25 protein-coding genes are annotated in these 25,090 nt (G+C 37.6%); 12 read left to right on the top strand and 13 right to left on the bottom strand.

Annotated features, from left to right (window positions below):
• Nucleotides 1–281: 281 nt before the first annotated feature.
• Nucleotides 282–458 carry a 50S ribosomal protein L32 gene (gene rpmF, locus ANA_RS00410; protein WP_041457480.1) on the top strand — a complete coding sequence of 59 codons (177 nt, stop codon included), beginning with the start codon at nt 282–284 and terminating at the stop codon, nt 456–458.
• Nucleotides 459–730: 272 nt separating this feature from the next.
• Here rpmF and ANA_RS00405 read toward each other — a convergent pair whose 3' ends face one another.
• Nucleotides 731–2,116 carry an aldehyde dehydrogenase gene (locus ANA_RS00405; protein ID WP_015078057.1) on the bottom strand — a complete coding sequence of 462 codons (1,386 nt, stop codon included), beginning with the start codon at nt 2,114–2,116 and terminating at the stop codon, nt 731–733.
• Between the two features lie 66 nt (nt 2,117–2,182).
• Between ANA_RS00405 and ANA_RS28410 the strand changes: the two genes are divergently transcribed.
• Both ANA_RS28410 and ANA_RS00395 read left to right on the top strand, forming a co-directional pair.
• Entirely contained in the window at nt 2,183–2,896 is a 714-nt protein-coding gene (locus ANA_RS28410) for a rubrerythrin family protein (RefSeq protein ID WP_015078056.1), read from the top strand.
• Nucleotides 2,897–3,126: 230 nt separating this feature from the next.
• Nucleotides 3,127–3,870, top strand: coding sequence for a DUF561 domain-containing protein (locus ANA_RS00395; RefSeq protein WP_015078055.1), 744 nt, complete (start codon nt 3,127–3,129; stop codon nt 3,868–3,870).
• 101 nt (nt 3,871–3,971) lie between these two features.
• Here the strand turns inward: ANA_RS00395 and ANA_RS00390 are convergent, their stop codons facing one another.
• Nucleotides 3,972–5,120, bottom strand: coding sequence for a DegT/DnrJ/EryC1/StrS family aminotransferase (locus tag ANA_RS00390; protein ID WP_015078054.1), 1,149 nt, complete (start codon nt 5,118–5,120; stop codon nt 3,972–3,974).
• 31 nt (nt 5,121–5,151) lie between these two features.
• On the opposite strand from ANA_RS00390, the gene ANA_RS00385 reads away from it, so the two are divergent.
• Nucleotides 5,152–5,643 carry a hypothetical protein gene (locus ANA_RS00385; protein ID WP_235081907.1) on the top strand — a complete coding sequence of 164 codons (492 nt, stop codon included), beginning with the start codon at nt 5,152–5,154 and terminating at the stop codon, nt 5,641–5,643.
• 14 nt (nt 5,644–5,657) lie between these two features.
• Nucleotides 5,658–6,434, top strand: coding sequence for an ABC transporter permease (gene fetB, locus ANA_RS00380; RefSeq protein ID WP_015078052.1), 777 nt, complete (start codon nt 5,658–5,660; stop codon nt 6,432–6,434).
• A 160-nt stretch (nt 6,435–6,594) separates the two neighbouring features.
• Here the strand turns inward: fetB and ANA_RS00375 are convergent, their stop codons facing one another.
• The 6 genes from ANA_RS00375 to ANA_RS00350 all read right to left on the bottom strand — a co-directional run bounded on the left by ANA_RS00375 (nt 6,595) and on the right by ANA_RS00350 (nt 11,569).
• Nucleotides 6,595–6,813 (bottom strand): hypothetical protein, encoded by a 219-nt coding sequence (locus ANA_RS00375; RefSeq protein ID WP_015078051.1) that lies wholly within the window; start codon nt 6,811–6,813, stop codon nt 6,595–6,597.
• A 517-nt stretch (nt 6,814–7,330) separates the two neighbouring features.
• The gene (locus ANA_RS00370; RefSeq protein ID WP_015078050.1) at nt 7,331–7,513 is read right to left on the bottom strand and encodes a chlorophyll a/b-binding protein; all 183 of its coding nucleotides are present in this window, start codon (nt 7,511–7,513) and stop codon (nt 7,331–7,333) included.
• Nucleotides 7,514–7,640: 127 nt separating this feature from the next.
• Nucleotides 7,641–8,579 carry a cation diffusion facilitator family transporter gene (locus ANA_RS00365; protein WP_015078049.1) on the bottom strand — a complete coding sequence of 313 codons (939 nt, stop codon included), beginning with the start codon at nt 8,577–8,579 and terminating at the stop codon, nt 7,641–7,643.
• A 93-nt stretch (nt 8,580–8,672) separates the two neighbouring features.
• Entirely contained in the window at nt 8,673–8,897 is a 225-nt protein-coding gene (locus ANA_RS00360; RefSeq protein WP_015078048.1) for a type II toxin-antitoxin system HicA family toxin, read from the bottom strand.
• Nucleotides 8,894–9,130 carry a type II toxin-antitoxin system HicB family antitoxin gene (locus ANA_RS00355; RefSeq protein ID WP_015078047.1) on the bottom strand — a complete coding sequence of 79 codons (237 nt, stop codon included), beginning with the start codon at nt 9,128–9,130 and terminating at the stop codon, nt 8,894–8,896. The genes ANA_RS00360 and ANA_RS00355 overlap by 4 nt, the downstream gene beginning before the upstream one ends.
• Before the next feature lie 78 nt (nt 9,131–9,208).
• Nucleotides 9,209–11,569 carry a tetratricopeptide repeat protein gene (locus tag ANA_RS00350; protein ID WP_015078046.1) on the bottom strand — a complete coding sequence of 787 codons (2,361 nt, stop codon included), beginning with the start codon at nt 11,567–11,569 and terminating at the stop codon, nt 9,209–9,211.
• 234 nt (nt 11,570–11,803) lie between these two features.
• Between ANA_RS00350 and ANA_RS00345 the strand changes: the two genes are divergently transcribed.
• The 3 genes from ANA_RS00345 to ANA_RS00335 all read left to right on the top strand — a co-directional run bounded on the left by ANA_RS00345 (nt 11,804) and on the right by ANA_RS00335 (nt 13,820).
• The gene (locus ANA_RS00345; protein WP_041457477.1) at nt 11,804–12,349 is read left to right on the top strand and encodes an RICIN domain-containing protein; all 546 of its coding nucleotides are present in this window, start codon (nt 11,804–11,806) and stop codon (nt 12,347–12,349) included.
• A 104-nt stretch (nt 12,350–12,453) separates the two neighbouring features.
• Nucleotides 12,454–12,957: a hypothetical protein gene (locus ANA_RS00340; protein ID WP_235081906.1), complete on the top strand. Its 504-nt coding sequence runs from the start codon at nt 12,454–12,456 to the stop codon at nt 12,955–12,957.
• A 62-nt stretch (nt 12,958–13,019) separates the two neighbouring features.
• Nucleotides 13,020–13,820, top strand: coding sequence for a DUF4058 family protein (locus ANA_RS00335; protein WP_015078043.1), 801 nt, complete (start codon nt 13,020–13,022; stop codon nt 13,818–13,820).
• A gap of 86 nt (nt 13,821–13,906) precedes the next feature.
• Here ANA_RS00335 and ANA_RS00330 read toward each other — a convergent pair whose 3' ends face one another.
• On the bottom strand, nt 13,907–16,450 hold the full coding sequence (locus ANA_RS00330; protein WP_015078042.1) for a DNA gyrase/topoisomerase IV subunit A: 2,544 nt from the start codon (nt 16,448–16,450) through the stop codon (nt 13,907–13,909).
• A 215-nt stretch (nt 16,451–16,665) separates the two neighbouring features.
• On the opposite strand from ANA_RS00330, the gene ANA_RS00325 reads away from it, so the two are divergent.
• Nucleotides 16,666–17,064 carry a response regulator gene (locus ANA_RS00325; protein WP_015078041.1) on the top strand — a complete coding sequence of 133 codons (399 nt, stop codon included), beginning with the start codon at nt 16,666–16,668 and terminating at the stop codon, nt 17,062–17,064.
• 80 nt (nt 17,065–17,144) lie between these two features.
• Here ANA_RS00325 and ANA_RS00320 read toward each other — a convergent pair whose 3' ends face one another.
• The 3 genes from ANA_RS00320 to ANA_RS23375 all read right to left on the bottom strand — a co-directional run bounded on the left by ANA_RS00320 (nt 17,145) and on the right by ANA_RS23375 (nt 20,401).
• Nucleotides 17,145–18,005, bottom strand: coding sequence for a tetratricopeptide repeat protein (locus tag ANA_RS00320; RefSeq protein WP_015078040.1), 861 nt, complete (start codon nt 18,003–18,005; stop codon nt 17,145–17,147).
• 120 nt (nt 18,006–18,125) lie between these two features.
• Complete coding sequence (locus ANA_RS00315; protein WP_083881490.1) at nt 18,126–19,637, bottom strand: sensor histidine kinase; 1,512 nt, start codon at nt 19,635–19,637, stop codon at nt 18,126–18,128.
• A 242-nt stretch (nt 19,638–19,879) separates the two neighbouring features.
• Nucleotides 19,880–20,401 (bottom strand): HNH endonuclease, encoded by a 522-nt coding sequence (locus ANA_RS23375; protein WP_051155158.1) that lies wholly within the window; start codon nt 20,399–20,401, stop codon nt 19,880–19,882.
• Between the two features lie 496 nt (nt 20,402–20,897).
• Here ANA_RS23375 and ppk1 point away from each other — a divergent pair, with 496 nt between their 5' ends.
• Both ppk1 and ANA_RS00300 read left to right on the top strand, forming a co-directional pair.
• Nucleotides 20,898–23,063, top strand: a complete 2,166-nt coding sequence (ppk1, locus tag ANA_RS00305) for a polyphosphate kinase 1 (RefSeq protein ID WP_015078037.1) — start codon at nt 20,898–20,900, stop codon at nt 23,061–23,063.
• A gap of 458 nt (nt 23,064–23,521) precedes the next feature.
• Nucleotides 23,522–23,956 (top strand): response regulator, encoded by a 435-nt coding sequence (locus ANA_RS00300; RefSeq protein WP_015078036.1) that lies wholly within the window; start codon nt 23,522–23,524, stop codon nt 23,954–23,956.
• A gap of 146 nt (nt 23,957–24,102) precedes the next feature.
• Here ANA_RS00300 and ANA_RS00295 read toward each other — a convergent pair whose 3' ends face one another.
• Complete coding sequence (locus ANA_RS00295) at nt 24,103–24,285, bottom strand: hypothetical protein (RefSeq protein WP_015078035.1); 183 nt, start codon at nt 24,283–24,285, stop codon at nt 24,103–24,105.
• A 136-nt stretch (nt 24,286–24,421) separates the two neighbouring features.
• Here ANA_RS00295 and ANA_RS00290 point away from each other — a divergent pair, with 136 nt between their 5' ends.
• Nucleotides 24,422–24,970 carry a DUF2854 domain-containing protein gene (locus ANA_RS00290; RefSeq protein WP_015078034.1) on the top strand — a complete coding sequence of 183 codons (549 nt, stop codon included), beginning with the start codon at nt 24,422–24,424 and terminating at the stop codon, nt 24,968–24,970.
• The last annotated feature ends 120 nt before the right edge of the window (nt 24,971–25,090 follow it).

Below are 25,090 nucleotides of genomic sequence, written 5' to 3'. Positions count from 1 at the left end.
CTGTTCTTAGCAGTTCCTTTATGGTTAACGACGGAAGCGATCGCACCAATCTTATCATTAAAAGTCATTCGTCCTCAATGGAAAAAACTTCCTGATCCCCAACAAGCGGGCAATTTACTTCAAAACAGCCCGCTTGTTACTGTTATTTGATCAATAGATGACAAGCATTCCAATCCTTAATCTTTAGCGATGATTTGGATAACAGTTCTTTTAATAGTCCCATAATGTCAATTGATCGCTTACAATAGGAAGGTTGTCAAGAATCACGATATACCGCTGTCATGGCTGTTCCTAAGAAGAAAACATCAAAATCTAAACGAGATAAACGTCGCGCTACCTGGAGACACAAGGCTGTTGTTGAAGCGCAAAAAGCTCTTTCCCTTGGTAAATCCATTTTGAGTGGCCGTTCTAAATTCGTCTATCCAACGACTGAGGAAGAAGAAACAGAAGAATCTTAAAGAAGAATTCAGTAGTCTCCAATTCAGGAGTTAGAATAAATTTATACTCGTGACGGCTGAGATTTGAATTTTTACAAGATTACTAAAAACCTAAATGTGTAAGGGTTTAGCACTGCGCTTTACCCCTACCTGGAGAATCAAACAATTAAGCCATTTTTTGTATCAATACCTACGAATCAAGGCTTTTTTCAATTTGGCTAAGGTATTGAAGTATAGATTGGGATTCCTAGAAAATCCTCAAGTTAAATTCTGACTCTGTGATTCCTGGAATTTTAAATGCCAATAATTTTTTTCAATAGCGATAATTTACCTTGATAGGGTGCGTATCGCCAATTTATATCTAAACGAAATGAGTTTTGCAAGACACTTTTGTCATGAGAAAAAGTGTCGAAACCAGCTTTACCGTGATAGCTACCCATCCCACTATCACCCACACCCCCAAATGGTAAAGAAGAAACAGCAACCTGCATTACTGTGTCATTAATACATACTCCCCCAGATGATGTTTCCTGTAAAATGCGGTTTTGCAGGTTTTTGTTTTGGGAAAATAAATATAAAGCCAGGGGTTTTGGTCTAGAGTTAATTAAGGTAATAGCTTCATTGATATCTGTATATTCAATGATTGGTAAAATTGGCCCGAAAATCTCCTCTTGCATAACTGCATCTTCTAAAGAAACATTTTCTAATAAAGTAGGAGCAATATAAAGTTCTTCACGGTTAGTTTCACCACCAATAATCACTTTACCACATTTGAGTAAATTAGCTAATCTGTCAAAATGTTTTTGATGAATAATTCTGGCATAATCAGGACTTTTAGCAGGATTTTCACCATAAAATTCTTTGAGACATTTTTGCAAAGCATTAACTAAATTTGGTTTAATTTTAGCATCTACCAACAAATAATCCGGGGCAATACAAGTTTGTCCAGCATTAATAAATTTACCCCAAATAATGCGTTTGGCGGTATGTTCTAGATTGATATCTGTATCAATGATACAAGGACTTTTTCCCCCCAATTCCAAAGTCACTGGAGTGAGATGTTTTGCAGCAGCTTCCATGACAATTTTACCAATGGCTGTCCCACCCGTAAATAAGATGTGATCAAATTTTTCTGCTAGTAACTGTTGACTAGTTTCGACTGCTCCAGGGACAACTGTAATATATTCTGGATCAAAGTATTTATGAATAAGTTCTGTGATTAAATTGGAAGTATGAGGCGCAAGTTCTGAAGGTTTAATGATGGTACAATTTCCCGAAGCAATCGCCCCAACCAAAGGTGAGATAATTAACTGAAAGGGATAATTCCAAGGACTAATAATTAAAATTACTCCTAACGGTTCTGGATATATTTTAGCCGAGTATGGAAATAAGTCTAAAGGAACGGCTGCTTTTTTGGGTTTTGTCCAAGTATTAATATGTTTGAGAGCATAATCAATTTCTTTATTCACACCGATTTCTGTAGCGTAACTCTCAAATTCTGGTTTACGTAAATCGGCTTTTAATGCTTGAATAATTGCTGTTTTATTCTCAATTACTAATTGTTTGAGGATTTTGAGTTGTCCAATCCGAAAAGTAACATTTTTCGTTTTACCAGTTTGGAAAAACTGCCGTTGTTTGGCAATAATCTCGACGCATTTTGGTAATTCGTTAGTAATCATTTTAACCAAATTTTAAAGTATATGTTTTAATATAATGCAATAACCTCTCATAGAGATTCACCAATTATGGATTTGTCCAATTTTACTACACTACAAAATTTAGAATCAGCCTTTGGTGGGGAATCAATGGCAAATCGTAAATACCTATTTTTTGCAGCAGTAGCACGTAAACTGGGTTTTTCTGATTTAGCGAAACTTTTTAAAGAAACAGCAGATCAAGAAACTGAACACGCTTTTGCACATTTTGAATTATTACATCCAGAACTTGTAGTTAAAGACGCAGCGGTTTTAACTGATGCACAAAAACGGGAAATTATCTCTCGTTGTTTGTCTTTAGCGATCGCAGGTGAAACCTATGAATATACAACAATGTATCCTGAATTCGCTGCTGCTGCCCAAACTGATCGAGATCATCCCGCAGCGGCAGAATTTCTCCAACAAGCTCAAGAATCTAGTGATCATGCTAACACATTTCGCACCGCAGCCCATCGTTTTGGATTACTTAAATTCATTGAAAATCATCACGCAGATCGCTACACTGAAGCCTTAGAAGTATTAAACGGTGGAGAAGCTGTCACCAGAGTTGTCAGTGAAGATCCGCAAACGCAAAAATGGATTTGTAGACAATGCAGTATGATTTACGATCCGGTTACTGGTGATCCTGATTCGGGAATTGCACCAGGTACAGCGTTTGCAGATATTCCTGATGATTGGAATTGTCCTATTTGCGGTGCGACGAAAAAGACTTTTAAGCCCCTTGAGGAAAAAGTTGCTGGTTAAGATAAGTAAATATCGCAGTTTTATTTAATTCTAAGTACAAGCAAAATATAAGTTATTGGTGTCAGGTCATTAAAAACACATCTACCAGTAGTATCCATAATTACAGACACTTCACTACTATTTAATTGAGGAAATTACTGGAGTGAAGTGGACTGAATTTTTTTCAAAATTAAATATTGCTATATTTAGTGTAAAAATATTCCTACTGAAATAAGCTGCAAAAAAAAATTATGACTATGTATCCTAACCTCAACCGGGCATTTGCTCATCCTGTACTAAAGGTAATTAGCGGTTTGAATAATTTCAATGCTGCTAGTGTGGCTGCAACTGTAAAAGCGGCTGATTTGGGTGGTGCGACTTTTGTGGATATTGCTGCTGATGTGGATTTGGTAAGATTGGCGAAAACCTTGACTAAGTTACCTATTTGTGTATCTGCGGTTGAACCAGAGAAGTTTGTCACTGCTGTGGCTGCTGGTGCGGATTTGATTGAAATTGGTAATTTCGATTCTTTCTACGCCCAAGGACGCAGATTTGAAGCTGCTGAGGTTTTGGAACTAACTCGCCAAACCCGTGCCTTGCTGCCAGAAATTACCCTATCTGTGACTGTTCCCCATATTCTCACCTTAGACCAACAGGTACAACTGGCTGAAGATTTGGTGAAAGCGGGTGCTGATATTATTCAAACTGAAGGTGGTACTAGCAGCAATCCTATTCACCCTGGTACTTTGGGTTTAATTGAAAAGGCTGCTCCTACTTTAGCCGCAGCTTATGAAATTGCCCGTGCGGTTTCTGTGCCTGTACTGTGTGCTTCTGGTATTTCTAATGTTACTGCACCTTTAGCGATCGCTGCTGGTGCATCTGGTGTTGGTGTCGGTTCGGCTATCAACCAACTCAACAGCGAAATCGCTATGATTGCTGCCGTGCGGAGTTTAGTAGAAGCTTTAGCGACTGCAAATACTCGCACATTTGCGTAAGAGGGAACAGGGAACAGGGAACAGGGCACAGGTAAGAGGTAAGAGGTAAGATCAACATTCTCCCTGCCCCTTGACCCCTGCACCCCTGATCTCTGAACAATTCAAGATAAACAATTTTTCAAAGTATCAATGACTTTATCTTGTTGTTCTTGCTCCAATTCTGGGAACATGGGTAAAGATAAAACTTCTTGACTTGCTTGTTCTGATACTGGCAATTGTCCTGGTTGATAACCTAAATTTTTATATACTGGTTGCAAATGCAAAGGTAAGGGATAGTAAATCATGGAATTAACACCCTGTTCCTGCATTTGGTTTTTTACGGAATCTCGATATTTACCACTTGCACCATTACGTCTTTCTCCAGAGATGCGAATGGTGTATTGATTCCAAACACCAACTCCGGAGGTAAATTCCTGGGGGACAATGATATCAGAAAGTTGACTGAGGTGTTGGTAATAATAATCAGCGATTTGCTTGCGTCTGTTATTCCAAAGATCGAGATAGCGGAGTTTAATTTGCAGAATTACGGCTTGAATAGCATCTAAACGACTATTGACACCGATTTCTTCATGAATATATCTTACTTTACTACCATGTTCTCGCAAAACTCGTAATTGTGTAGCGATCGCTGGATCATTTGTGGTAATTGCCCCACCATCACCGCAACCACCGAGATTTTTGGTAGGGTAGAAACTAAAGCAACCAATATGTCCAATACTCCCAACTTTTTGATTTTCCCAACTTGCACCGGTAGCTTGAGCGCAATCTTCAATTACTGCTAAATTATGAGCTTTGGCAATCTCCATTAATCCTGTCATATCCACAGGGAGTCCAAATAAATGCACTGGCATAATTGCCTTGGTTTTTGCTGTAATCGCTGCTGCTACTTTTTCTACATCTAAATTAAACGTAGTCGCATCAATATCTACAAATACTGGTATTGCTCCAACGGCACTGATAACTTCTGTTGTCGCAAAAAAAGTAAAGGGTGTAGTAATAACTTCATCACCTGCCCCAATTCTTAAAGCGCGTAATGCTAAAAATAGGGCATCAGTACCAGAGTTACAAGCTACGCATTCGCTTACGCCATGATAAGCTGCAAACTGTTGTTCAAAATCTGTAATTGCTGGACCACCAATATAACGCCCAGAAGCCAGAACCGCCAAGACAGCAGCACTTACCTCAGTTTCAATGGTGGCATATTGTTGTTTAATATCAAAGGCCGGAATCGAATTTACACTTTTAATCATGAGGTTTTATTTGTCAGTTGTCAGTTGTCAGTTGTCAGTAGGGGCGAAGCATTTGGAAGGTAAATTATCGGTCATTGCCAAAAATAGTTCTCCAAATGCTTCGCCCGTACAGTTGTCAGTAGGGGCGAAGCATTTGGAAGATAAATTATCGGTCATTGCCAAAAATAGCTCTCCAAATGCTTCGCCCGTACAGTTGTCAGTAGGGGCGAAGCATTTGGAAGATAAATTATCGGTCATTGCCAAAAATAGTTCTCCAAATGCTTCGCCCGTACAGTTGTCAGTAGGGGCGAAGCATTTGGAAGATAAATTATCGGTCATTGCCAAAAATAGTTCTCCAAATGCTTCGCCCGTACAGTTGTCAGTAGGGGCGAAGCATTTGGAAGATAAATTATCGGTCATTGCCAAAAATAGTTCTCCAAATGCTTCGCCCGTACAGTTGTCAGTTGTCAGGATAAAGAAGGAAGAATTAAAAAGATTTCCCTGTTCCCTATTCCCTGTAATACGTAAAGTTTTTAATTGTTAAGAGGTAGAGAAACTATGCCAGAGCTAATCAAACTGGATATGGTAGATTTGGCGTTAGCTATAGGGTTAATGGCGATCGCCATTGGGATATCGGCGTGGGAGCAATTAGGACTAGAATTAAATTTAAGCGTAGCTACTGGTAGAACTATCCTCCAACTACTTGTATTAGGATACACTTTTGACTTCATTTTTGCCGTTAACAATGTTTGGGCGGTACTGGGAATTTTAGCAATAATTTTGACAATTACTGTAATTATTACTCGCAACCGCATCAGTCAAAAAATTCCGCAAGTTTTACCTTTAGCTGGAAGTGCGATTTTTGTCAGCACGTCCTTAACATTGCTTTATACCAATTTTTTAATTATTCAACCAGAAAGATGGTATGAACCACGTTATATCATTCCCTTAGCTGGCATCTTGCTGGGTAATGCCATGAATGCAGCCGCAATAGCCGGAGAACGTCTAGTTAGTAGTATCAACCAATTTCCCACGGAAATAGAAACTCATTTAAGTTTAGGTGCAACTGCTGAACAGGCGATTAAGCCCTACCGCAAAGAGGCGATTCGCGCCGCACTTATGCCGACTTTGAATCAAATGATGTTGATTGGTATGGTAACAATACCAACCTTTACCAATGGACAATTATTAGCCGGTATCACACCGCTGGAAGCTGTGTCCTATGAGATTTTAATTATTTTTATGGTAGCTGTCACAAACTTATTAACAACTATTTTAATTACCAAAGGTTTATGTCGGCAGTTTTTTAATTCAGCAATGCAGCTTATTCGATAATGAGTGATTGGTGAAGAGAAATTTAGTTGTAGGTTGGGTTGAGGTAACAAAACCCAACAGTTATAATGAAGGTGCATAGAATAAGATTCTAAGAATAATTGACCGCAGATGAACGCGGATAAACGCGGATAAATTAATAGATTTTGTAATGCTTTTTATATTAACAACAAGTTCTCACATATTCTTGAAAAACTGGAGATAATTTAAACAGAATTTTATATTCTTTGATTTTGGTTACTAAATACCGTTGTTTTAAGGATTGTAAACCATTATTAAAATCAACTGAGGGTAAATTTAAACTTTGTCTTAATTTTTCTCTGGAAATAGGGTTTTCAAATTTACTTAGTTGTAACCCACATTCCGCACCCTTAACTGTCACAATCGTTTATTACGGAAATTAATTAATAAAAAAGGAGTAAAAAATTACCTTTAACTTAAAAAAATAGATTTTGGATAGAAAAATTTATTAGATATATTCTCAATAAGGAGCAATAAATACAAGAGTGGTTTGGTAGAGAATTTTAATAATATAATTATATGCTGATAATATCAATACATAATTGTAACTTATGTTTATCTAAAAATAAAGTTAAAAAGGCCATGAAAATTTCAGAACATTAATTTTATTAATGAACCAAATGGTCTAATTAAAATATTGATAATATTGATAAATCAACTTATATATCTGTAGTAATTACGGCAAGCTTCCGGGAGGAATAGAAGAATGTATTTCATTTCTGATGTTAAATTATAAAATTCTCTTTTTTCTTGAAAAGTAACAAGATGAACTTGAGCCGATACACAAGTTAGGCATCTTAATATTCACAAATAAATAACCTGGCAGTTATTATCAACTACCAGGCTTTTGATTACTCAAAAATTATGTTATGGAGAAATTACAGAATACCCCAGAAGTGGAGAAAGCCTTGACCAGAAAATAGTTCAATCAAAGCTGCTGCTGAAAAACCAATCATTGCTAAACGACCGTTCCAGATTTCTGCTCCCGGTGTAAAACCCCATTGCCAAGCGTTGCGATCTGTAGCTACAGGTGCTTTAGCTGTTTTTGTTGCATTAGTCATGATCAGCACTCCAATTAGGATTTACTAAGCTTTGTTGTCTTATGTAAATAAATATAACATTTTTCTGAAAAAAATAACATTTATTTATATTTTTTTTTGCAACTATGTGTAGATCAGGATCTTATGCTTAAACCACGTGGTCTGGTTCTAAAGCACAGGGATACGCCGAATCCCCCGTTTCTACCTGAATAGTAGAGTGTTGAATCCCGAAATGGTGTTCCAGTTCCTGAGAAACTTCCCATAAAAAAGCATCACCAGGATAGCCTTCTGGCATGACTAAATGAACTGTGAGTGCGGTTTCTGTCGTACTCATAGCCCAAATGTGAAGATCATGAATTTTCAACACCCCAGGACATTCAATTAAGTAATTTTTCACGGCACGGAGTTCAATTCCTGCTGGTACGCCATCAAGTGCCAAATTTACGGAGTCTCTAAGTAAATGCCACGTCCCAACCACGACAACAGCCACCAGCACTAAGCTAACTAAGGGGTCAAGCCACAGCCAATGGGTAAATAAAATCGCAATTCCAGCTACCACAACTCCCAAGGATACCAAGGCATCAGCAGCCATGTGTAAAAATGCTCCCCGAATGTTTAAATCGCTTTTGCGTCCTGACATAAACATGAGTGCAGTAGCAGTATTAATGATAATGCCGACCAGGGCAACACCAATAATAGTTTCTCCCGATACTGGACCAGAATCATTAAAGCGGCGAATGGCTTCCCAAGCGATCGCACCCATAGACAAAAGCAAGACCACAGCATTGATTAAAGCAGCTAAAATCGAAGAAGCACGCAATCCATAGGTATAGCGGTGGCTGGGAGGACGACGGGAGAGGGAACTTGCACCCCACGCTAGGAGGAGTCCCAAGACATCACTTAGGTTATGACCCGCGTCAGCAAACAAAGCCAAGGAGTGTGCTAAGTAGCCATAAGTGGCTTCAATAATCACAAATCCTACATTCAGCGCTGTTCCAATGGCAAAAGCCCGGCTAAATGTGGCTGGGGCGTGACTGTGATGGTGTCCATGTTCGTGGTGATGATGGTGGTCGTGGTCCTGTGTCATAGTGATGAGTTGGGAGTAAAGAACGGATTATTTTCACTTATTAGCAAGTTATGAGTAAGAAATAATAAAGATACATTGCTTTATCTCTCATTTTTAGAGATTTTTCCATTCTTCTAAACTTAATTTAGCTTGATGAATTACAATAGCGTATAATGTGCCAATCGGAATATCTTTACTGTGCATTGGTAATACAACCATTCTACCATCGGAATGTTCTAAAACTAAATGACTACCTTTTTGATGATTTTCTATAAATCCTGCTTTTTTTAATTTGCGTAATGCTTTTTTAGGAGTAATAGCAGATAATTTATCGCTCATGAAACTAACTCGATAATTAGAAATGTTCCCGAATTTTTCTCAATTCTGGGAATAGGTAAACCCCGTTTTTCTAATGTTTCTAAATAAGCTAATACTGCTTCAGTAACATTTTTTTCTGCTTCAGAAAAATCTTGACCAAAGGAAGAAATATAATTGAGTTGGGGTATGGTAGCAATTACCATATTGCTATCACTATCAAAGCTATATTCTACTGGAAACTCTAGTCTATCCATAATCATAGTACCCTTTGTATCTGCTTTGAATTATAACTTAATAATATCTCAATTATAGTTACTAGCCAGAAATTTATTTCAAGGTTCACTATTCATGGCTTTTAATACTCTTTCGATTTGCTTGGGTGCGTCTATTTGTTGGGGACTCCAAAGATACATGGCTTTGTGAAAATATTCTTCACTGTTGACGTTATCTCCTATTTTTTGATGGGTTAATGCTTGTTGAAAGTAGGCTTCTGCTAGATCACATTTTGCACTGATTTTATTTAAGATTTCAATTGATTCTTGATGATGGGTAAGGGCTGTTTTAAAATCATTTTGGATGCGGTAAAGTTCAGCTAATCCTGTTAATGCTTTTCCTTTTACTTGAGGATAATTAACTTCTTCTGCAAAGTTGATCGCTTGTTGATAACTTTCAAAACTATCATTGATTTTTTTGAGATTTTTACAAGTAAGAGCATAAAAAATATATGAATAACCTACACCCCATACAGATCGTTGATACGAATCAAATTCAAAGTTGCATTGATTCAATAAATTTAATGATTCTTCTTGAGAATTTATTTGAGAATGAATATAAGCCAAAATAAAAATAGAGTTTTCAAGATAACGCTGTTCAGATTTTAATTCCTCATAAAGACAAATACTTTTGTTAACACAATTTGCTGCTTTTGTAAAATCCCATAAATCTATGTAGCAAAGACCCATATTAAATGAAGAAGCAACATTCAAATTATGGATATAATTAATATGATTATTGTCCTTTTTATCTAAAATCAATTGTATTGCTATTTCTTGACATTTTTGGTGATGTTTAATTGCTTTAGATAATTCTCCCGTCATCCAATATAAATCACCCACTATATTATGTAGACGAGATAATGTATAACTAGTTTTTACTTTATCTATAATAATATTAATTGCAGCCTTCATTTCTTCTAATAATCCAAATCTATAAAATTCAACTCCAAGAGGAACATTCTGTTCTATTCTATTACTTAGTTTTTTCGCAATAACATAACCAGCTTTATCATAATTTTCAATATTCAAATAATGGTAATAACTTTCAAAAGCAGTTAAAGCATCTTTAACAGTTTCAACACTTTTAACACTTTCAGTCCAAAACTCTGCGGTTTGTATATTTGCTTTTTCCCAATCTTGACTATTTCTCAATTTATCTATTGCTTCTTCCCGAATAACTGGATGTAACCAATATTGATTATGCTTAAATTCAACTAAACCGCGTTCTTTTAAAACTCTAATAATTCTTTGATGCTTATTGTATCCTACATCCCAAAGTAAACAAAATAAACCTTTCTCTGGTACAGTTGGCACATCTTGATAACGATAACATCCCATGCGACAGAGTAAATTATAAGCATCATTAAGATCAATTGATTGAAGTCGCTTAAACTGTTCTTTAATTAAATTTTCTAATGTAGGTTCAATGAGCAAATATTCCTTATTTTTGAGCCAATATTTTTCTAAATTAACATCATAATCTTGTATGATTACTTTACTAATAACATCCATTGCTTTAGCATTACCACCAAAAGCATCACGAATTTCTTGCAGAGATTTCTTGTCAGCATCAGTATTTATTATTATTTTCTGATTATTAAAATATTTTTTCCATGCTTCTAAAGTTAAACCAGGTAGCCTATAAGTTTCAATTTCAATACTTGCTTCATGCAATTTTTCACGACTGGTAATTAAAGTAAATGATTTAACGCTGGAATCGGTTAAAACTCGCAATAACTCCACATAACTACGATGCTGTTCAATAAACTGTCCAGAAGCATCTAAAGCAGGTTCGAGGTTATCTATGAAAATCCCTATTTCCTCTGTTTGGAGTTTCTGCTTTAATCGGTCTAAAGATACCATAAGCTCCGGTCCGGGTTCTAAATCTAATTCACGCAGTTTTCCTGCTAATAAACTCTGTACAGAGGCAATATCTTTTGTTTCTTTGGCAATAGTAAATTCTATGACTATTTTAAACTTATTTTGGAAATATTTCTGGGCTAAAATAGTTTTTCCAGTTCCTCCAGGTGCAATAATTTGGATGATTTTTGCACCTTCATTGATGAGGCTGTCAATGTGGGAAATTGAAATTTTCCGACCTACGAAATTAGGATCATATTCAGGATTGTCAATGATAGGTGGGGGTGATTGTAAATTCCATCTGCTCTCGAAAACTACCTTAAAATTCGCTTTGCTGACTGGTTCTCTTAATGAAGTGGTCAGAGTGTGCCATAATTCTTTTCCTACCTGTTTGATATATTCATGACTATATTCATTATCTGATGCAATCTTGATGTAATTCAATCTAGGATCTGACCATAATTGACGAATAATAATAGTTTGAATCGCGTTTAAATATTGTCCTGTTTGCTGATGAACTAACGTATTTGCAAAATTCATAGCGTCTTCTACATTCATGTCTGATTTCACACTGGGTAATCTAATATGTAGTTTATCTCATTTTTGAGTCCCAAAGTCACTTAATATCACTCGAAGTTACCTAATATCACTTATTAGATTAATCCAACACAACACTTTAACCCACTTCACATTAAAGACAAGGCATTAAGCTATATACATAGAAAAAGGAAACAAAAAGTCCTAACCTTCAAGGGGTTAGGACGATTCTTAAAAACATTTCTGGTGATTATTATGCCACAACTTGGAGTCAAAAAACTCGATACCCGGATTTCGGCAATGCTTAATAAATTGGATTCATCAAAATTTGTGTATTTATTGATTTTGGTGTTTTCGTTTATTTTACCACAATCTGCTCAAGCAGATATATATCGAAACGTAGGTACAGGAAAATGTATGAATGTACCAGGACCAGATAGATACGGTAACTATTTAAATAGACAGATTTCACAGTACAATTGCATTAGCAACGACCCTGAACAAACTTTTAATTCTGATCCAGAACGTGACCCTTATAGGCTTCTCCGTTTTGGTAAAAATAAATCACTTTGTTGGAACACAATTAATGGAACTACAGATGGAGCAAAACCATTTTTATACGTTTGTACATGGGGTGACTCTGGACAAATGATTGATTACGAAAGATCAATTCAACGTCTTCAAATGTCAGGAAAAGGGTTTTGTATAGAAGCTGATGCTACAGGAGGGAATTTTAGTCCGATTAGTTTGAAACGTTGCAGAGATAATTATTCATTGCAAAAATGGACAATTATTAAGTGATTAAAAATAATCATCATTATCAATCTGAATAATGCTGTGAATCAAATTGATTAAATCTATTTAATGTAGGGTCTATACGACCCTAATTTTTTAAGGAGATAACAGTGCTTAAATGGTATCTTGTCCTCATTTCTATAATTTTTTTTACCATAAATACATCAGAATCATTAGCAGCCGGAGGAGAAAATACAACAGGAACTACTGCTGACACAAACACTACATCAACCCCCAATACTGGAACTGCATCTAATTTAAATACTAACTTAAACACAAATACTATTAACCAAGGAGTTTCCGCCTTTAGTTCTAGCTTTAGTGGTTATAGTTCCTATGGTAGTCAATGTGGTTTATCTATTTCAGGTGGTTATATCAATAATGGTGATCAAAATAGTTATCAACTATTAACTACATTTAATACTAATCCCTGTACAAATCAAAGTGATTTAGAAAATATTAGACAAAACAATGAAAATAAAAGAGAAGTAGTCAGAGCAAATGCTAACATCATTACTGCTTGTATTAATGCCAGAACAGAGGCGGTAAAAAATAGAGTCAATCCAGATACTATTTGTCAACTGAATAATTTTCAAATGCCCAGAACTCCTTAAGCACAATCCAGATAAATGCTATACTAAAATGGTAACTCCTAGAATATTGTAGTGATAAATTTATGAGTTCACCATTCCCAGGGATGAATCCCTACTTAGAAAATCCTGATTTATGGTCAGAAGTACATCATAGATTAATTACAGCGATCGCTATTGCTATCTCTCCTACTTTGCGTCCTCAATATCGAGTAGCTATTGAAAAACGTACCTATAGACTTGATACTGAAGACTCTTTATTAATTGGTATTCCTGATGTAGCAATTTTATCAGTTAAACAAGCACAAAAACCAAATATTCATAAAACTGCAATAGCAACTTTATCCACAGAAACAGAAAATAAGGCGATTACTGTAACCTTACCATTACCTTTAGAAATTAAAGAAGGATATTTAGAAATTAGAGAAGTTTCTACAGGTAAGGTAGTAACTATAATTGAGATACTTTCTCCCACTAATAAAAAAACTAAAGAAGGTAGAAAATCCTATTTAGATAAACGGGAGAAAATATTGCAAAGTGATACTAACTTAGTAGAAATTGACTTAATTAGAACTGGGGAAAAAATGCCCATTGTTACCAGGATTTCTGATACAGATTATCGCATTTTAATTGTGAGATCCTATCGGTTTCCATCGGCTCAATTATTTGCATTTTCCGTCAAACAAACTATACCTAATTTTCCCATACCTCTACAAAAAGGAGAGGAGGAAATAGAGTTAAATTTACAGAATTTGTTCTTAGAAATATATGAACAAGCTGCATTTGATTTAACTTTAGATTATCATATTCCTCCTGTACCAGACTTGTTAGCGGAAGATCGAGAATGGATGGATATATTATTAAAAGAACAAGGAAGAAGAGAGTAAATAAAAATTATTACTGACATTGCCGTTAAAATGATTGATTTGGTCTTAAAAATCCCCATATCTAGAGACCGGGGACTGTCAAAACCCTACTCTACCTCCACCACACTAATAATCCTCTCATCCCGATTAAGTTGACAAATACTTTCACCCTTACTATCTTTGTTGAGATTAGGAACTGCATCTACCGATACGCGGATAACTCGCTCCTTATTTGTCAATAATGCAACCTCCGAACCTGGTTTTGCTGCTACCATAGCCGCTAAATTGTCCGTTTTATTATTAAATTTCACAAGTTGTACCCCTAAATCCCCCCGACTAGCCGCCCTTAACTGATTTGCTGGCATAATTTTGCCATATCCTTCTTCCGTCACCAGCAATAATTGGTGATTTTTACTGACATTGACACAACCAACCATTTGCTGATTTTTCAAAAGGCGGAAAGCTTGTAACCCCATTGCAGCCCGACCCATAATCGGTAGTTGTTCATCATTGACGGGAAACCTTAATAGACGACCGCTAGAACTCGCCAAAATTAGATGTTCTCCGCTGCTGAGGAATTGGGTAAACGCTAATTCGTCCTTATCTTTAAGCTTCAAAATTGTAATTCCTCGCCGTGAGAAATTCACAAATTCCGACAAAGATAGGCGTTTAATCCGTCCTTCCTTCGTTAACAGAACCATTTCCAACGTTTCGGGTTTTTCTGGCAACAAGAACCGAGTAATGATACCTTCCGTGTTACCTTGAGCGGTACTGGTAAGCATCGTAATCAATGGCGTTCCTCGCGCTGAACTTGTAGTGAGCGAAGTCGAACTACGTCCAGTAGTTAGAGGAATATCTCCCACCGTAATGGGATAGACTTTACCACCGCTAGTGAGGATTAACAGGTCTTTGTGAGTATTAGTTAATGCCGTTTGGATCAGGAAATCATGATCTAGCAAGCCATTTTCCCCTTTTGTTTTTTTACTGTTGGGGGAAATCCGCCGTATATAACCCCGTTGAGTAACTTCGACAATAGTTTCCTCTAGCGGTGCTTCCGGTTTAGGAGTGGGAATTTTCGCTGGAGAATTATCTGCTGCGGCTACTGCTGCTGGTTTAGCCTTACCTTTCTCTTCGGAAACTGGTTTTTCTGTAGTGTGAATTATTTTCGTCCGTCGCGGATCATTGTACTTCCGTTTGAGAGTTCGCAAATCTTTTTTCAGGGCTTTGAGTAATTCCCGTCTATCGTCCAGTAATGTCCGCAATATACTAATTTCCTGGTTAAGTTGGTCAAATTCCTGTTGTAAATTTTGCTGTTCTAACCCAGTGAGACGACGTAAGGGCATAGACAAAATGGCATCTGCTTGGACATCACTTAAATCTAGGCGATTACAAAGTGTCATCTTGGCGGTACTGCCATCGGGCGCTTGCCGTAATATAGCAATAACATCATCCAAATTTGCTAAAGCTTTCAGTAATCCTGCCAGGATATTTACCCGATTTTCCGCTTTTCCTAATTCGTAACTGTAGCGACGGTTGAGAGTATGTTCTCGGAACTTGAGAAATTCGTCTAATAGTTGTCGTAAGGTTAATTGGCGAGGTTGTCCATCAACTATAGCTAACAGAATCGCGCCAAAGTTAGTTTGTAAAGCAGTTTGGTGATATAAATGCTGGAGCAATTCCTGGGGATTTGTATCGCGTTTGAGTTCAATAACTACACGCATTCCGTCTCTGTCACTCTCATCTCGAATGTCAGAAATTCCTAGTAAACGACCTTGGTTGACTAAATCGGCGATTTTTTCAATCCAACCAGCCTTATTAACTTGAAAGGGCAGTTCAGTGACTATTAATGCTGTCCGGCGTTTAGTTCCCCTGGTGGCAGGAATTTCTTCCATTGTGACGATGCCGCGCATGATAATACTACCTTTACCAGTGGTATAGGCTTCTCTAATGCCGCCATGATCAACAATTTCCCCACCAGTAGGAAAGTCGGGACCAGGAATTAATTGAAATAATTTTTCATCGCTTAACTCTGGGTTGTCAATTAAGGCAATTAAGCCATCAACGATTTCTCCCAAATTGTGGGGGGGGACATTTGTAGCCATCCCTACGGCGATTCCTGCACAACCATTCAGTAACAAAAATGGTAATTGAGCCGGGAGTACGGTTGGTTCTTGTTGGGAATTGTCGAAATTACCAGTAAAATCCACAGTTTCGTCGGCAATTTCCGCCAACATTCCCTCATGTCCCACCGGTGCAAGACGGGTTTCCGTGTAACGCATGGCTGCCGGTGGGTCATTATCAACGCTACCAAAGTTACCATGTCCTCCCAGTAAGGGATAACGGCTGGAAAAGTCTTGGACTAGCCGAACTAAGGCATCATAAACTGATTGATCACCGTGAGGATGATATTTACCGAGAACGTCTCCCACTACACGAGCGCATTTTCGGTAAGGTCGATCTGGTGTTAAACCGAGTTCGTGCATGGCATATAGAATCCGCCTATGTACTGGTTTTAACCCATCTCGAACATCTGGTAAGGCTCGCCCCACAATCACACTCATGGCATATTCTAGGTATGACCGTTGCATTTCGGTGTGTAGGGCGGTGGTGATGACCTGTCCCTTGGAGAGAAGGTTTAACTGTTTTGCCATGAGGTTTTTCCCTGAATTTTGACTACACAACAGCCGCTAGAAGTTGACACGCTCCGCAATCACAGCATAACGGATTAAATAGAAATACTCACACAATCTTGATACTCATGAAGATAAAAAGCAGTAGTATTATCCTTGATGTGATCTAAGCTTATAGATTATTAAAAATACAATACAGATTGCTCAGGTGTTAACCCTATTTAGTATAAAGTCTCATGAAAACTGTTCTAATTGTGGAAGATGATTTAATTAATGCTCGCGTTTTTTCTAAAATTCTGAGTAAACGCGGGGGATTGGGGGTAAAACATACGGAAAATGTAGAAGAGGTCATGGAAATTGCCCAAGCTCGTGAAATTGACCTGATTTTAATGGATGTGTCCCTATCACGTAGTGTATACCAAGGTAAGTCTGTTGATGGGATCAAAATTACACAAATGTTAAAGTCTAACCCGCAAACAGCCAACTTACCAGTGATTTTAGTGACGGCACACGCGATGGAAGGAGATCGGGAGAATTTTTTGAACCAAAGCGGTGCTGATGCTTATATTTCTAAGCCTGTGGTTGATCACCAACTGTTTATTGACAAAATTATGGCTCTTTTACCACCAGAATAGTCAGTTGTCCGTTGTCCGTTGTCCGTTGGCAAATTCTTTCCCCCTACTCCCCCTACTCCCTCTACTCCCCCTACTCCCTATTAGGGTGCTTCCTCCTGGGGCTGTGAGGCTGATTTAATTTGTGGTAATTCTAAGAATTTTTTGGTGTCTGTAAGTAAGCGATCGCCCCACAGGTTTTCTTTGAGAAAATCTAAGTCAGCATAACGGGAATCTATGCGGAGCGCGGATACTCCCATTTGTAAACTTTTTTGTTTATCGCCCTGATTATAGGAAGCTACGGCTAAAGCTAATAAAGGTTCTGCGGCTTTTTTATCAATGCTAACTGCTGTTTGCCATTGCTGGATCGCTCCGGTGACATCACCTTGTTCGTATTTGATTAAACCAATATTGTTAATTGCTGGCCAAAACTTTTTATCTTGGTTGACTGCTAAATTGAATTGAGCGATCGCATCTGGGAATTTCTGTAACATAAAGTAAGCATTGCCCAAATCAAACAACCCTCCAGAATAATTGGGTTTTAATTTCAAACCAGCTTGATAATTGGTAATAGCTCCTTGGTAATCTTTTTTTTGAAACTTAGCTGAACCCAACGCAAACTGCACTTCAGGATTTTTAGGATTGAGGGTTTGGGCTTTACTCAAGGAGGTAACAGCCTGATCAAATTCTTTATTTTGTAAATGCAAACTCCCCAGTAGCCACCATACTTTGTCATTCTGCGGGGCTAATTTCGTAGCCAACTGCGCTCTGAGCAAAGCTGGTTCAACCTGCTGAAACTGAGCTAATTGAGCCGCTTGCTGGGCTAAATTCAAGCCCTGTTTCTCTAATTGAGCATTATCAACTTGCACTGTATGCGGAATAAATGCTTGAGCATGAGCAGCTTTTGGCAAACTCCATACACTACAGGCAACTAAAAGAGAAATCAACCGAATATATTTTGGCACACTACCACCTACTAGTCCGAATATTGGAATCTTATCGCTAACGCCACGCTATCAGATAGATTGGTCAATTGTCAGTTGTCAGTTGTCAGTTGTCAGTTGTCAGTTGTCAGTTGTCAGTTGTCAGTTGTCAATGAGTAATTTTATTCTTCCTTCTTCCTTCTTCCTTCTTCCTTCTTCTTCTTCTTCTTCTTCTTCCTCCTCCTGACTCCTGACTCCTGACTCCTGACTCCTCTTATCAAAAATGGGTAGAATCACAGTGAAAGTAGTACCTTCACCCAGATTGCTGGCTACTTGAATTTGTCCTTGATGATGCTCGATAATGGCTTGAGCGATCGCTAATCCTAATCCTGAACCAGTAGTTGTGGCTGTAGCCGTTTTCCCACCTTTATGACTTCGTGCCGGATCAACTCGATAAAAGCGGTCAAATAATTTTGGCAGCGCGTCCGCAGGAATACCAGAGCCAGTATCACTAACTTTTACTTGTAAATGAGAATTAGTGTAACGCATTCCTGTAACTCGATTTATCCCCTCTATTCTTGCTAACTCTACTTTTATTACTCCCTGGGGTGGAGTATATTGCAAGGCATTACCAATCAAATTTGTAAATAATCTGACTAATTGCTCCCAATTTCCCGTGAGAGTAAACCAGTTTTCTAATAATTCGGGATTAACTTCCGTCAACGGAGAATCAACTAAGTTCAAACCCAGATTAATTTGTTTTTCTCTAGCTACAAATTGTTGTTCTTCTACAACTTCCATTAACAAAGCATCAAGAGGACAAGATGAAAATAAATCTGTATTAATCCCACTATCTTGTCTAGCCAAAAATAGCAAATCATTAACTAACTTTCCCAATCGTTGAGTAAGTCGTTCAACTACTTTTAATTGTTGTTTATATTGAACTGTATTTTTTTCTTCTTCCCGTGCATCCAAATCAGCCAAAGCAATTTGCACATTAGTTTGAATCAAAGCAATCGGACTTCTTAATTCATGGGAAGCATCAGCAGTAAATTGTTTTAAGCGTTGGTAAGATTCTCCAACTGGTTCCATAGCTTTGCCAGATAAAAACCAACCACTAGCGGCTACTGACAAGATCATTAGAGTGATACCTAAAGCCAAATCAAAAATTAATTCTCTGCTAGGTTTCGTTACCTCAAACCAAGGATGACTTACTCGTAAATATCCTAAAACCTGTCTTCCTTTTTCTATCCTTTTTGTAACTTGTCTAAATAACTGTGCAGATTCTCCCCATCCTCCCATTCCCTCTATTCGTACAGTTTCACCTGTATGATGAGTATGAATAGGAATATCTAATATTTGTGAAAAAGTTGACCATAATAATTCACCATTAGGACTAAACCACTCTAAATCAATCCGATCATCTTCGGCATTTTCAGCATTATTAGGAAAACTAGCTTCTACATTTACTCGCACTTGATTTGGTTGAAAGTTTATCGGTTCAATTACCAAAGAGCGCTCGACAACTTCCACGACATGATACAATGTATCGTCAATTCTTTCAATTAATGTACTGCGAACATACAAATATACTCCACTGGCAAATAATAATAGTAAAATCGCAGTTATAGTAGTGTACCAAATCGCTAACCGCCGACGAGTAGCTTGAAACAGATAAATAGACATAAAATTAATAACCAGTCATTTATAATTTGACAGACTACTAGATCCCTGACTTCTAAAAGAAGTCAGGGATCTCTCTCCTAGAAAATATTCACAAATCAAATATTATTCCTATCTTACTCATTTGATATCGTAACTCTGCTTAATGTGCGCTATATGATCGACAGTGCAATCCAACAAATCATGTTAGGTCTTCTTGTGTTAACTGAACCTATAAGGTTATCCCACTAAATTTATGAAATATCAAATCCACTGGCGTAGCGTTTAATAAACTCAACACCTTTATCTGTTACCCAATAAGTAAATGTCAGTGGAAACATTTTCCTAATCCCAGAAGGACTGTCAGCCAAATATGACATCCCATCAATTTGTTTATCTAAGAAAAAACCATCTCTTACAGCATTTGCGACCATCAAATCACCCGCAGCACCCAATACAAATACCCGATCTTCTGACTTTGCAAGAGCCTCAAACAGGCGACGTTCAACTTCACCGTAACGATTGTTCAAGATTCCCAGATTCTGCTTGTACATCTGCACAGATGTTTGATCAATTTCTTTTTTTTGGTCATACCTAGTATGGCAGTTTGGACAAAGGGCTATCAAGTTCTCAAACGAATTGTCCTTTGTTTTCGCCCATGGAACTATGTGGGCTATCTCAGTTGTTGTTGATCGGCAAGTGGGGATTGCACACCGATGTCCTGCTTCTACAAGAACTGCACGTTTGATTTTAGATGGAATGGCTATGCGTTGCATTACAGTTATTTTTCCGTACTAACTAACAAAGATCACGTTAAGAATAGCAAGAAATTTTCTTGATATCTACTTAATTTAGGGTAGATGACTAGAATTTCTCTAAAAATTATCATGATTTCAGAACTTACTTTCTAACCACCATAAGTATATTAACTTGCAAATAAGCATTGCTGGAGATGAGGCAATCATTATAAGCTGTCACGCATCTAGTTTTTGAACCCAATCTAGGCTATAGGCGGGTTTCCACCTTCAAATTATACAATTTAAGTGCGCGACAGCTTACTCATCCACAGTATCCATCGCATTGTCAATCAAATTTGTTGAGACTTAATTAAATTTGCTCTCGTATCTGAATAAAATATTTTTTATACATAAAAATATCAAATCGCCAACTTAATCAGGTTTCTATACCAAGAATTGTTAAAATCTATGCCCCAGCCATTAAGATATTGATATTCATGCTCTATGGGCAATATCTGCCTTAATCTAGGTGATCATGGCAAAACCAAAAAAGAATTCTGATTCCATAAATCTGAGTGATCCACAATACTATATTAACCGTGAATTAAGTTGGCTAGAATTTAATCATCGGGTCTTACATGAGGCTTGTGATCCCAGAACTCCTCTGTTGGAAAGGCTGAAATTTTTGGCCATTTTTAGTTCCAATCTGGATGAGTTCTTTATGGTACGAGTAGCAGGTTTAAAGCAACAGGTAGAAGCCAGTATTAATCTATTAACGCCAGATGGACGCACACCAGCAAAACAGCTAGATGATATTCGTCTGCATTTGACTCCCCAACTCAAAAAACATAACGCAGAATTTGAGGAAGTTCTGCGACCACAGTTAGTAAAACAGGGAATCTATATTCTCGATTACATACAACTGAATCAAAGACAGCGAAATTACTTAAATAACTATTTTGAAGAACAGGTTTTTCCGGTGCTAACTCCCCTCGCTGTTAATCCTGGTCATCCCTTTCCCCACATTTCTAATCTCAGTTTAAACCTGGCAGTGGTGGTCAAAAATCCCGATACTGAGGAGGAGTCCTTTGCCATAGTTAAAGTTCCGAAAGTCTTGCCACAATTTTTACCCTTACCACCAGAGTTGGGAATTCAGGAAGATGGTAAAACTGCTCATTGGATCGGAGTTCCCTTAGAACAAGCGATCGCTCATAACTTAGAATCCCTCTTTCCAGGGATGAGTATCCAAGAATATCACCCCTTCCGCATTACCCGTGATGCTGATCTGGAACTAGAAGAAGACGAAGCAGATGACCTGTTATTAGCTATTGAACAGGAACTTCGCAAACGCCGCATGGGTGGAAATACCGTCAGGTTAGAAATTCGCTCCCAAACCCCCGCATCAATTCGTTCCCGGCTCTTACAAGATTTGGGATTAACCGAAAGCGATATTTATGAAATTGATGGTCTTTTAGCACTGCGGGATTTAATGTATTTTCTGGCATTACCATTACCAGAACTTAAAGATCCCCCCCGTCAATCTGTTGTTCCTTCCCGCTTGCAACGGCTCAGAGAACCCTGTATTGATGCTGACGTTCCCGAACTAGAAGAAGGAAGAGACTTTTTTTCCATCATTCGTGAAAAAGATTTACTCGTCCACCATCCCTATCAATCCTTTTCTGGTACAGTAGTCCGGTTTATTACTAGCGCTGCCCATGATCCTCATGTTCTTGCCATTAAAATGACTCTTTACCGGACTTCTGGGGACTCACCCATCGTTAATGCTTTAATTGCTGCGGCAGAAAATGGCAAGCAAGTTTCTGTATTAGTCGAATTAAAAGCCCGGTTTGATGAAGAGAATAACATTTACTGGGCAAGGCGTTTAGAAAGTGTTGGTGTTCATGTTGTCTATGGTTTAGTTGGTTTAAAAACCCATAGCAAAATTGTTCTGGTAGTGCGCCGGGAAAAAGATAGAATGCGCCGTTATGTACACATTGGTACAGGGAATTACAACCCAAAAACTGCACGACTCTATACAGATTTAGGCTTATTTAGTTGTCGGGAAGAATTAGGTGCAGATTTAACAGATGTGTTTAATTTCTTAACAGGTTACTCTCGCCAAAAATCCTATCGAGAAATTATGGTAGCACCTGTGAATATGCGCGATCGCTTTCTGGAATTAATTAAGCGCGAAATTGAAAATGTCCACAATGGATTTTCTGGTCGCATCGTTGCTAAAATGAATGCCCTGGTTGATCCACAAATCATTTCTACACTATACGAAGCTTCTCGTGCAGGTGTACAAATTGACCTCATTATTCGCGGTATTTGTTGTTTGCGTCCCGGAGTGCCAAACCTGAGCGAAAATATTCGCGTCATCAGCATTATTGGTCGCTTTTTGGAACACTCCCGCATATTTTACTTCTACAACAATAGTCAAGAAGAAATATATATTGGTAGTGCGGACTGGATGCGTCGCAATTTAGATCGTCGAGTGGAAGTCATTACCCCCATTAAAGACCAAGATATTGCTAAGGACTTGCAAGAGATTTTAGGAATTATGTTGGCAGATAATCGTCATGCTTGGGAATTACAACCTGATGGTAGTTATATTCAAAGATGTCCTTGTGATAACTGTCCAGAAGCTAATTCTCAAAAAACTATTATGTCTATGACATTACGATCTGTAGGCATAAATTAAACTCTCATTAGTTGCAGCAAAAGTGAATAATAACCTCTGCCAATATCACCGACTTCTTTGATCAATTTTCTCATGAAAATAATTAATCAGAGAAGTCGGGGATCTCAACCATAGCTTAATTGACGTACCCTGCTGTAAATTCTTATTCAGTCAATAGATATATATATTTTAAATAGTCTTCAGACTTATACAACTATCAGACTAAATGTATATTGTTGAGGACATTAGACTTGATATTCGGTGATGAATAACATATTTTGGAGATGATGCACTATGATAATATGCCAGTTTCATAAGTGCTGAATCTGTCGCCCCCAGTATTATGCAAAAAAAACAGTTTTTTATGGAAAATTTGCATAAAAATTAACTTTTAGTGGCTAAAATTCATCCATAAGATAGAGTGAAGTATTTCACTTGTACTCATAAACTATAAGAATTCATATTTATTCTTTTCTGGAATGTTAATGTTGTCCCGTGAGTCTTCTAATTTGCGCGTTCTCATAGTTGATGATCATGAACTCACTCGTTTAAGCCTACAATTAGTTTTTTCTGTTCAAGAAAATATCCAGGTTGTTGGTTTAGCTAGTAATGGTCAAGAAGCTATAGAAATAGTTCAATGCTATCAACCTGATGTGATCATTCTCGATTTACAAATGCCAATTATGGATGGTTGGTCAGCATCTCATTACATTAAAGCTATATCTCCAAATACTCAAATTCTGGCTTATTCCTCTGTAGATGAAGTATCTTTTGGAAAAAACAAAACTAGGCATAACTTTGATAAAGTTTGCAAAAAAGATATTCCGACAAAGGAACTCATTGCCTTAGTCAGAGAGTTAGGGAACAGACATAGGTATTCTTCATTTCCAGAAGAAATATTGAACTCTGCCTAATCATAAATTTATGTAGGTTGGGTTGACCCTGGGAAACCCAACATCATTAATAATTAAAAAAGTACAAATTAGATCAGGCAAAAGGCAATTGACAATTATCAATTACCTTTTCTCCTGTCTAAGTTTTAGATAACTAACAACTTAGGTTAATTATTTCCTGCTTGGGGAATAGTCCGTTTAAATTCATCAATTAAATCATCTAATTCTTCCAAAGCTTGATTGACATCAACCCTTAAAGTTCCCAAATTGGGTTGTTCTAATAAACTCAGCAACCGCTCACGTTTACCTTGAACAGTGCTAATTCGGTCTTTAACTGTCTGAATATCCATTTTTTTGCGTCCAGTTTTGAAACACTTCAAATCTAAAGTTAACGCAAAAAGGAAAAATCTCCATATCCCTTTCCCAATCTGCCACCAATCAGCGATGATAATAAAAGATGAAAATAAATTATACTAAGCTTAAATTATGCTCGGCGGAATTTCTTTGGGAACACTTGGTTTAACAGTAGGTAGTATACTCACCATCACAGGTTTTGTTGCCTACTTCATGGATAACGCTACCCTCAATCTAGTAGGATTTTTCTATGGTTTTCCGCTATTACTGGGAGGTTTAGCCCTAAAAGCTAATGAACTTAAACCCATCCCCTTCAGCCAAACTACCACACCATCAATCCTCGAACTCAGAAAGCAACAGGCAACTGTCACACAAACTAAAATCCGCAAGGACATCACCCGCTTCTGTTATGGGCAAAAATCCCATCTAGATTTAGCCCTGGCTTATCTAGGTTTAAGTCCCACTGACGAAGTCAGACCAGTCGTCACCGGTTTGCGAGAAACCGAAATCAACGGCGCTTATACCCTAATCCTAGAATTCGATTCACCACTCATCACCTTTGATACCTGGCAACAAAAGCATGAAAAAATGACCAAGTATTTTGGTCCAGGTGTAGAAGTCAACATTAAACAGCCCAGAGAGGACTACATTGAACTGTCTTTGATGAAAACTTTAATCTAAAACCTCTATCCCGCAAGGAACTCAAGTTCCTTGCTAATAGCGCAAGTCATCTAAAGATGACTAAACACTTAAAAAAGTTCCTAGTCCGTTTTAACGGACTTCAGCTATTAGACAGGGAAT

The sequence above is a fragment of the Anabaena sp. 90 genome (assembly GCF_000312705.1).
In the GTDB taxonomy this organism is placed as follows: Bacteria; Cyanobacteriota; Cyanobacteriia; order Cyanobacteriales; family Nostocaceae; genus Dolichospermum; species Dolichospermum lemmermannii.
The sequence above is the reverse complement of the archived record's forward strand: the minus strand, read 5'-3'. Positions and strand labels throughout refer to the sequence as shown.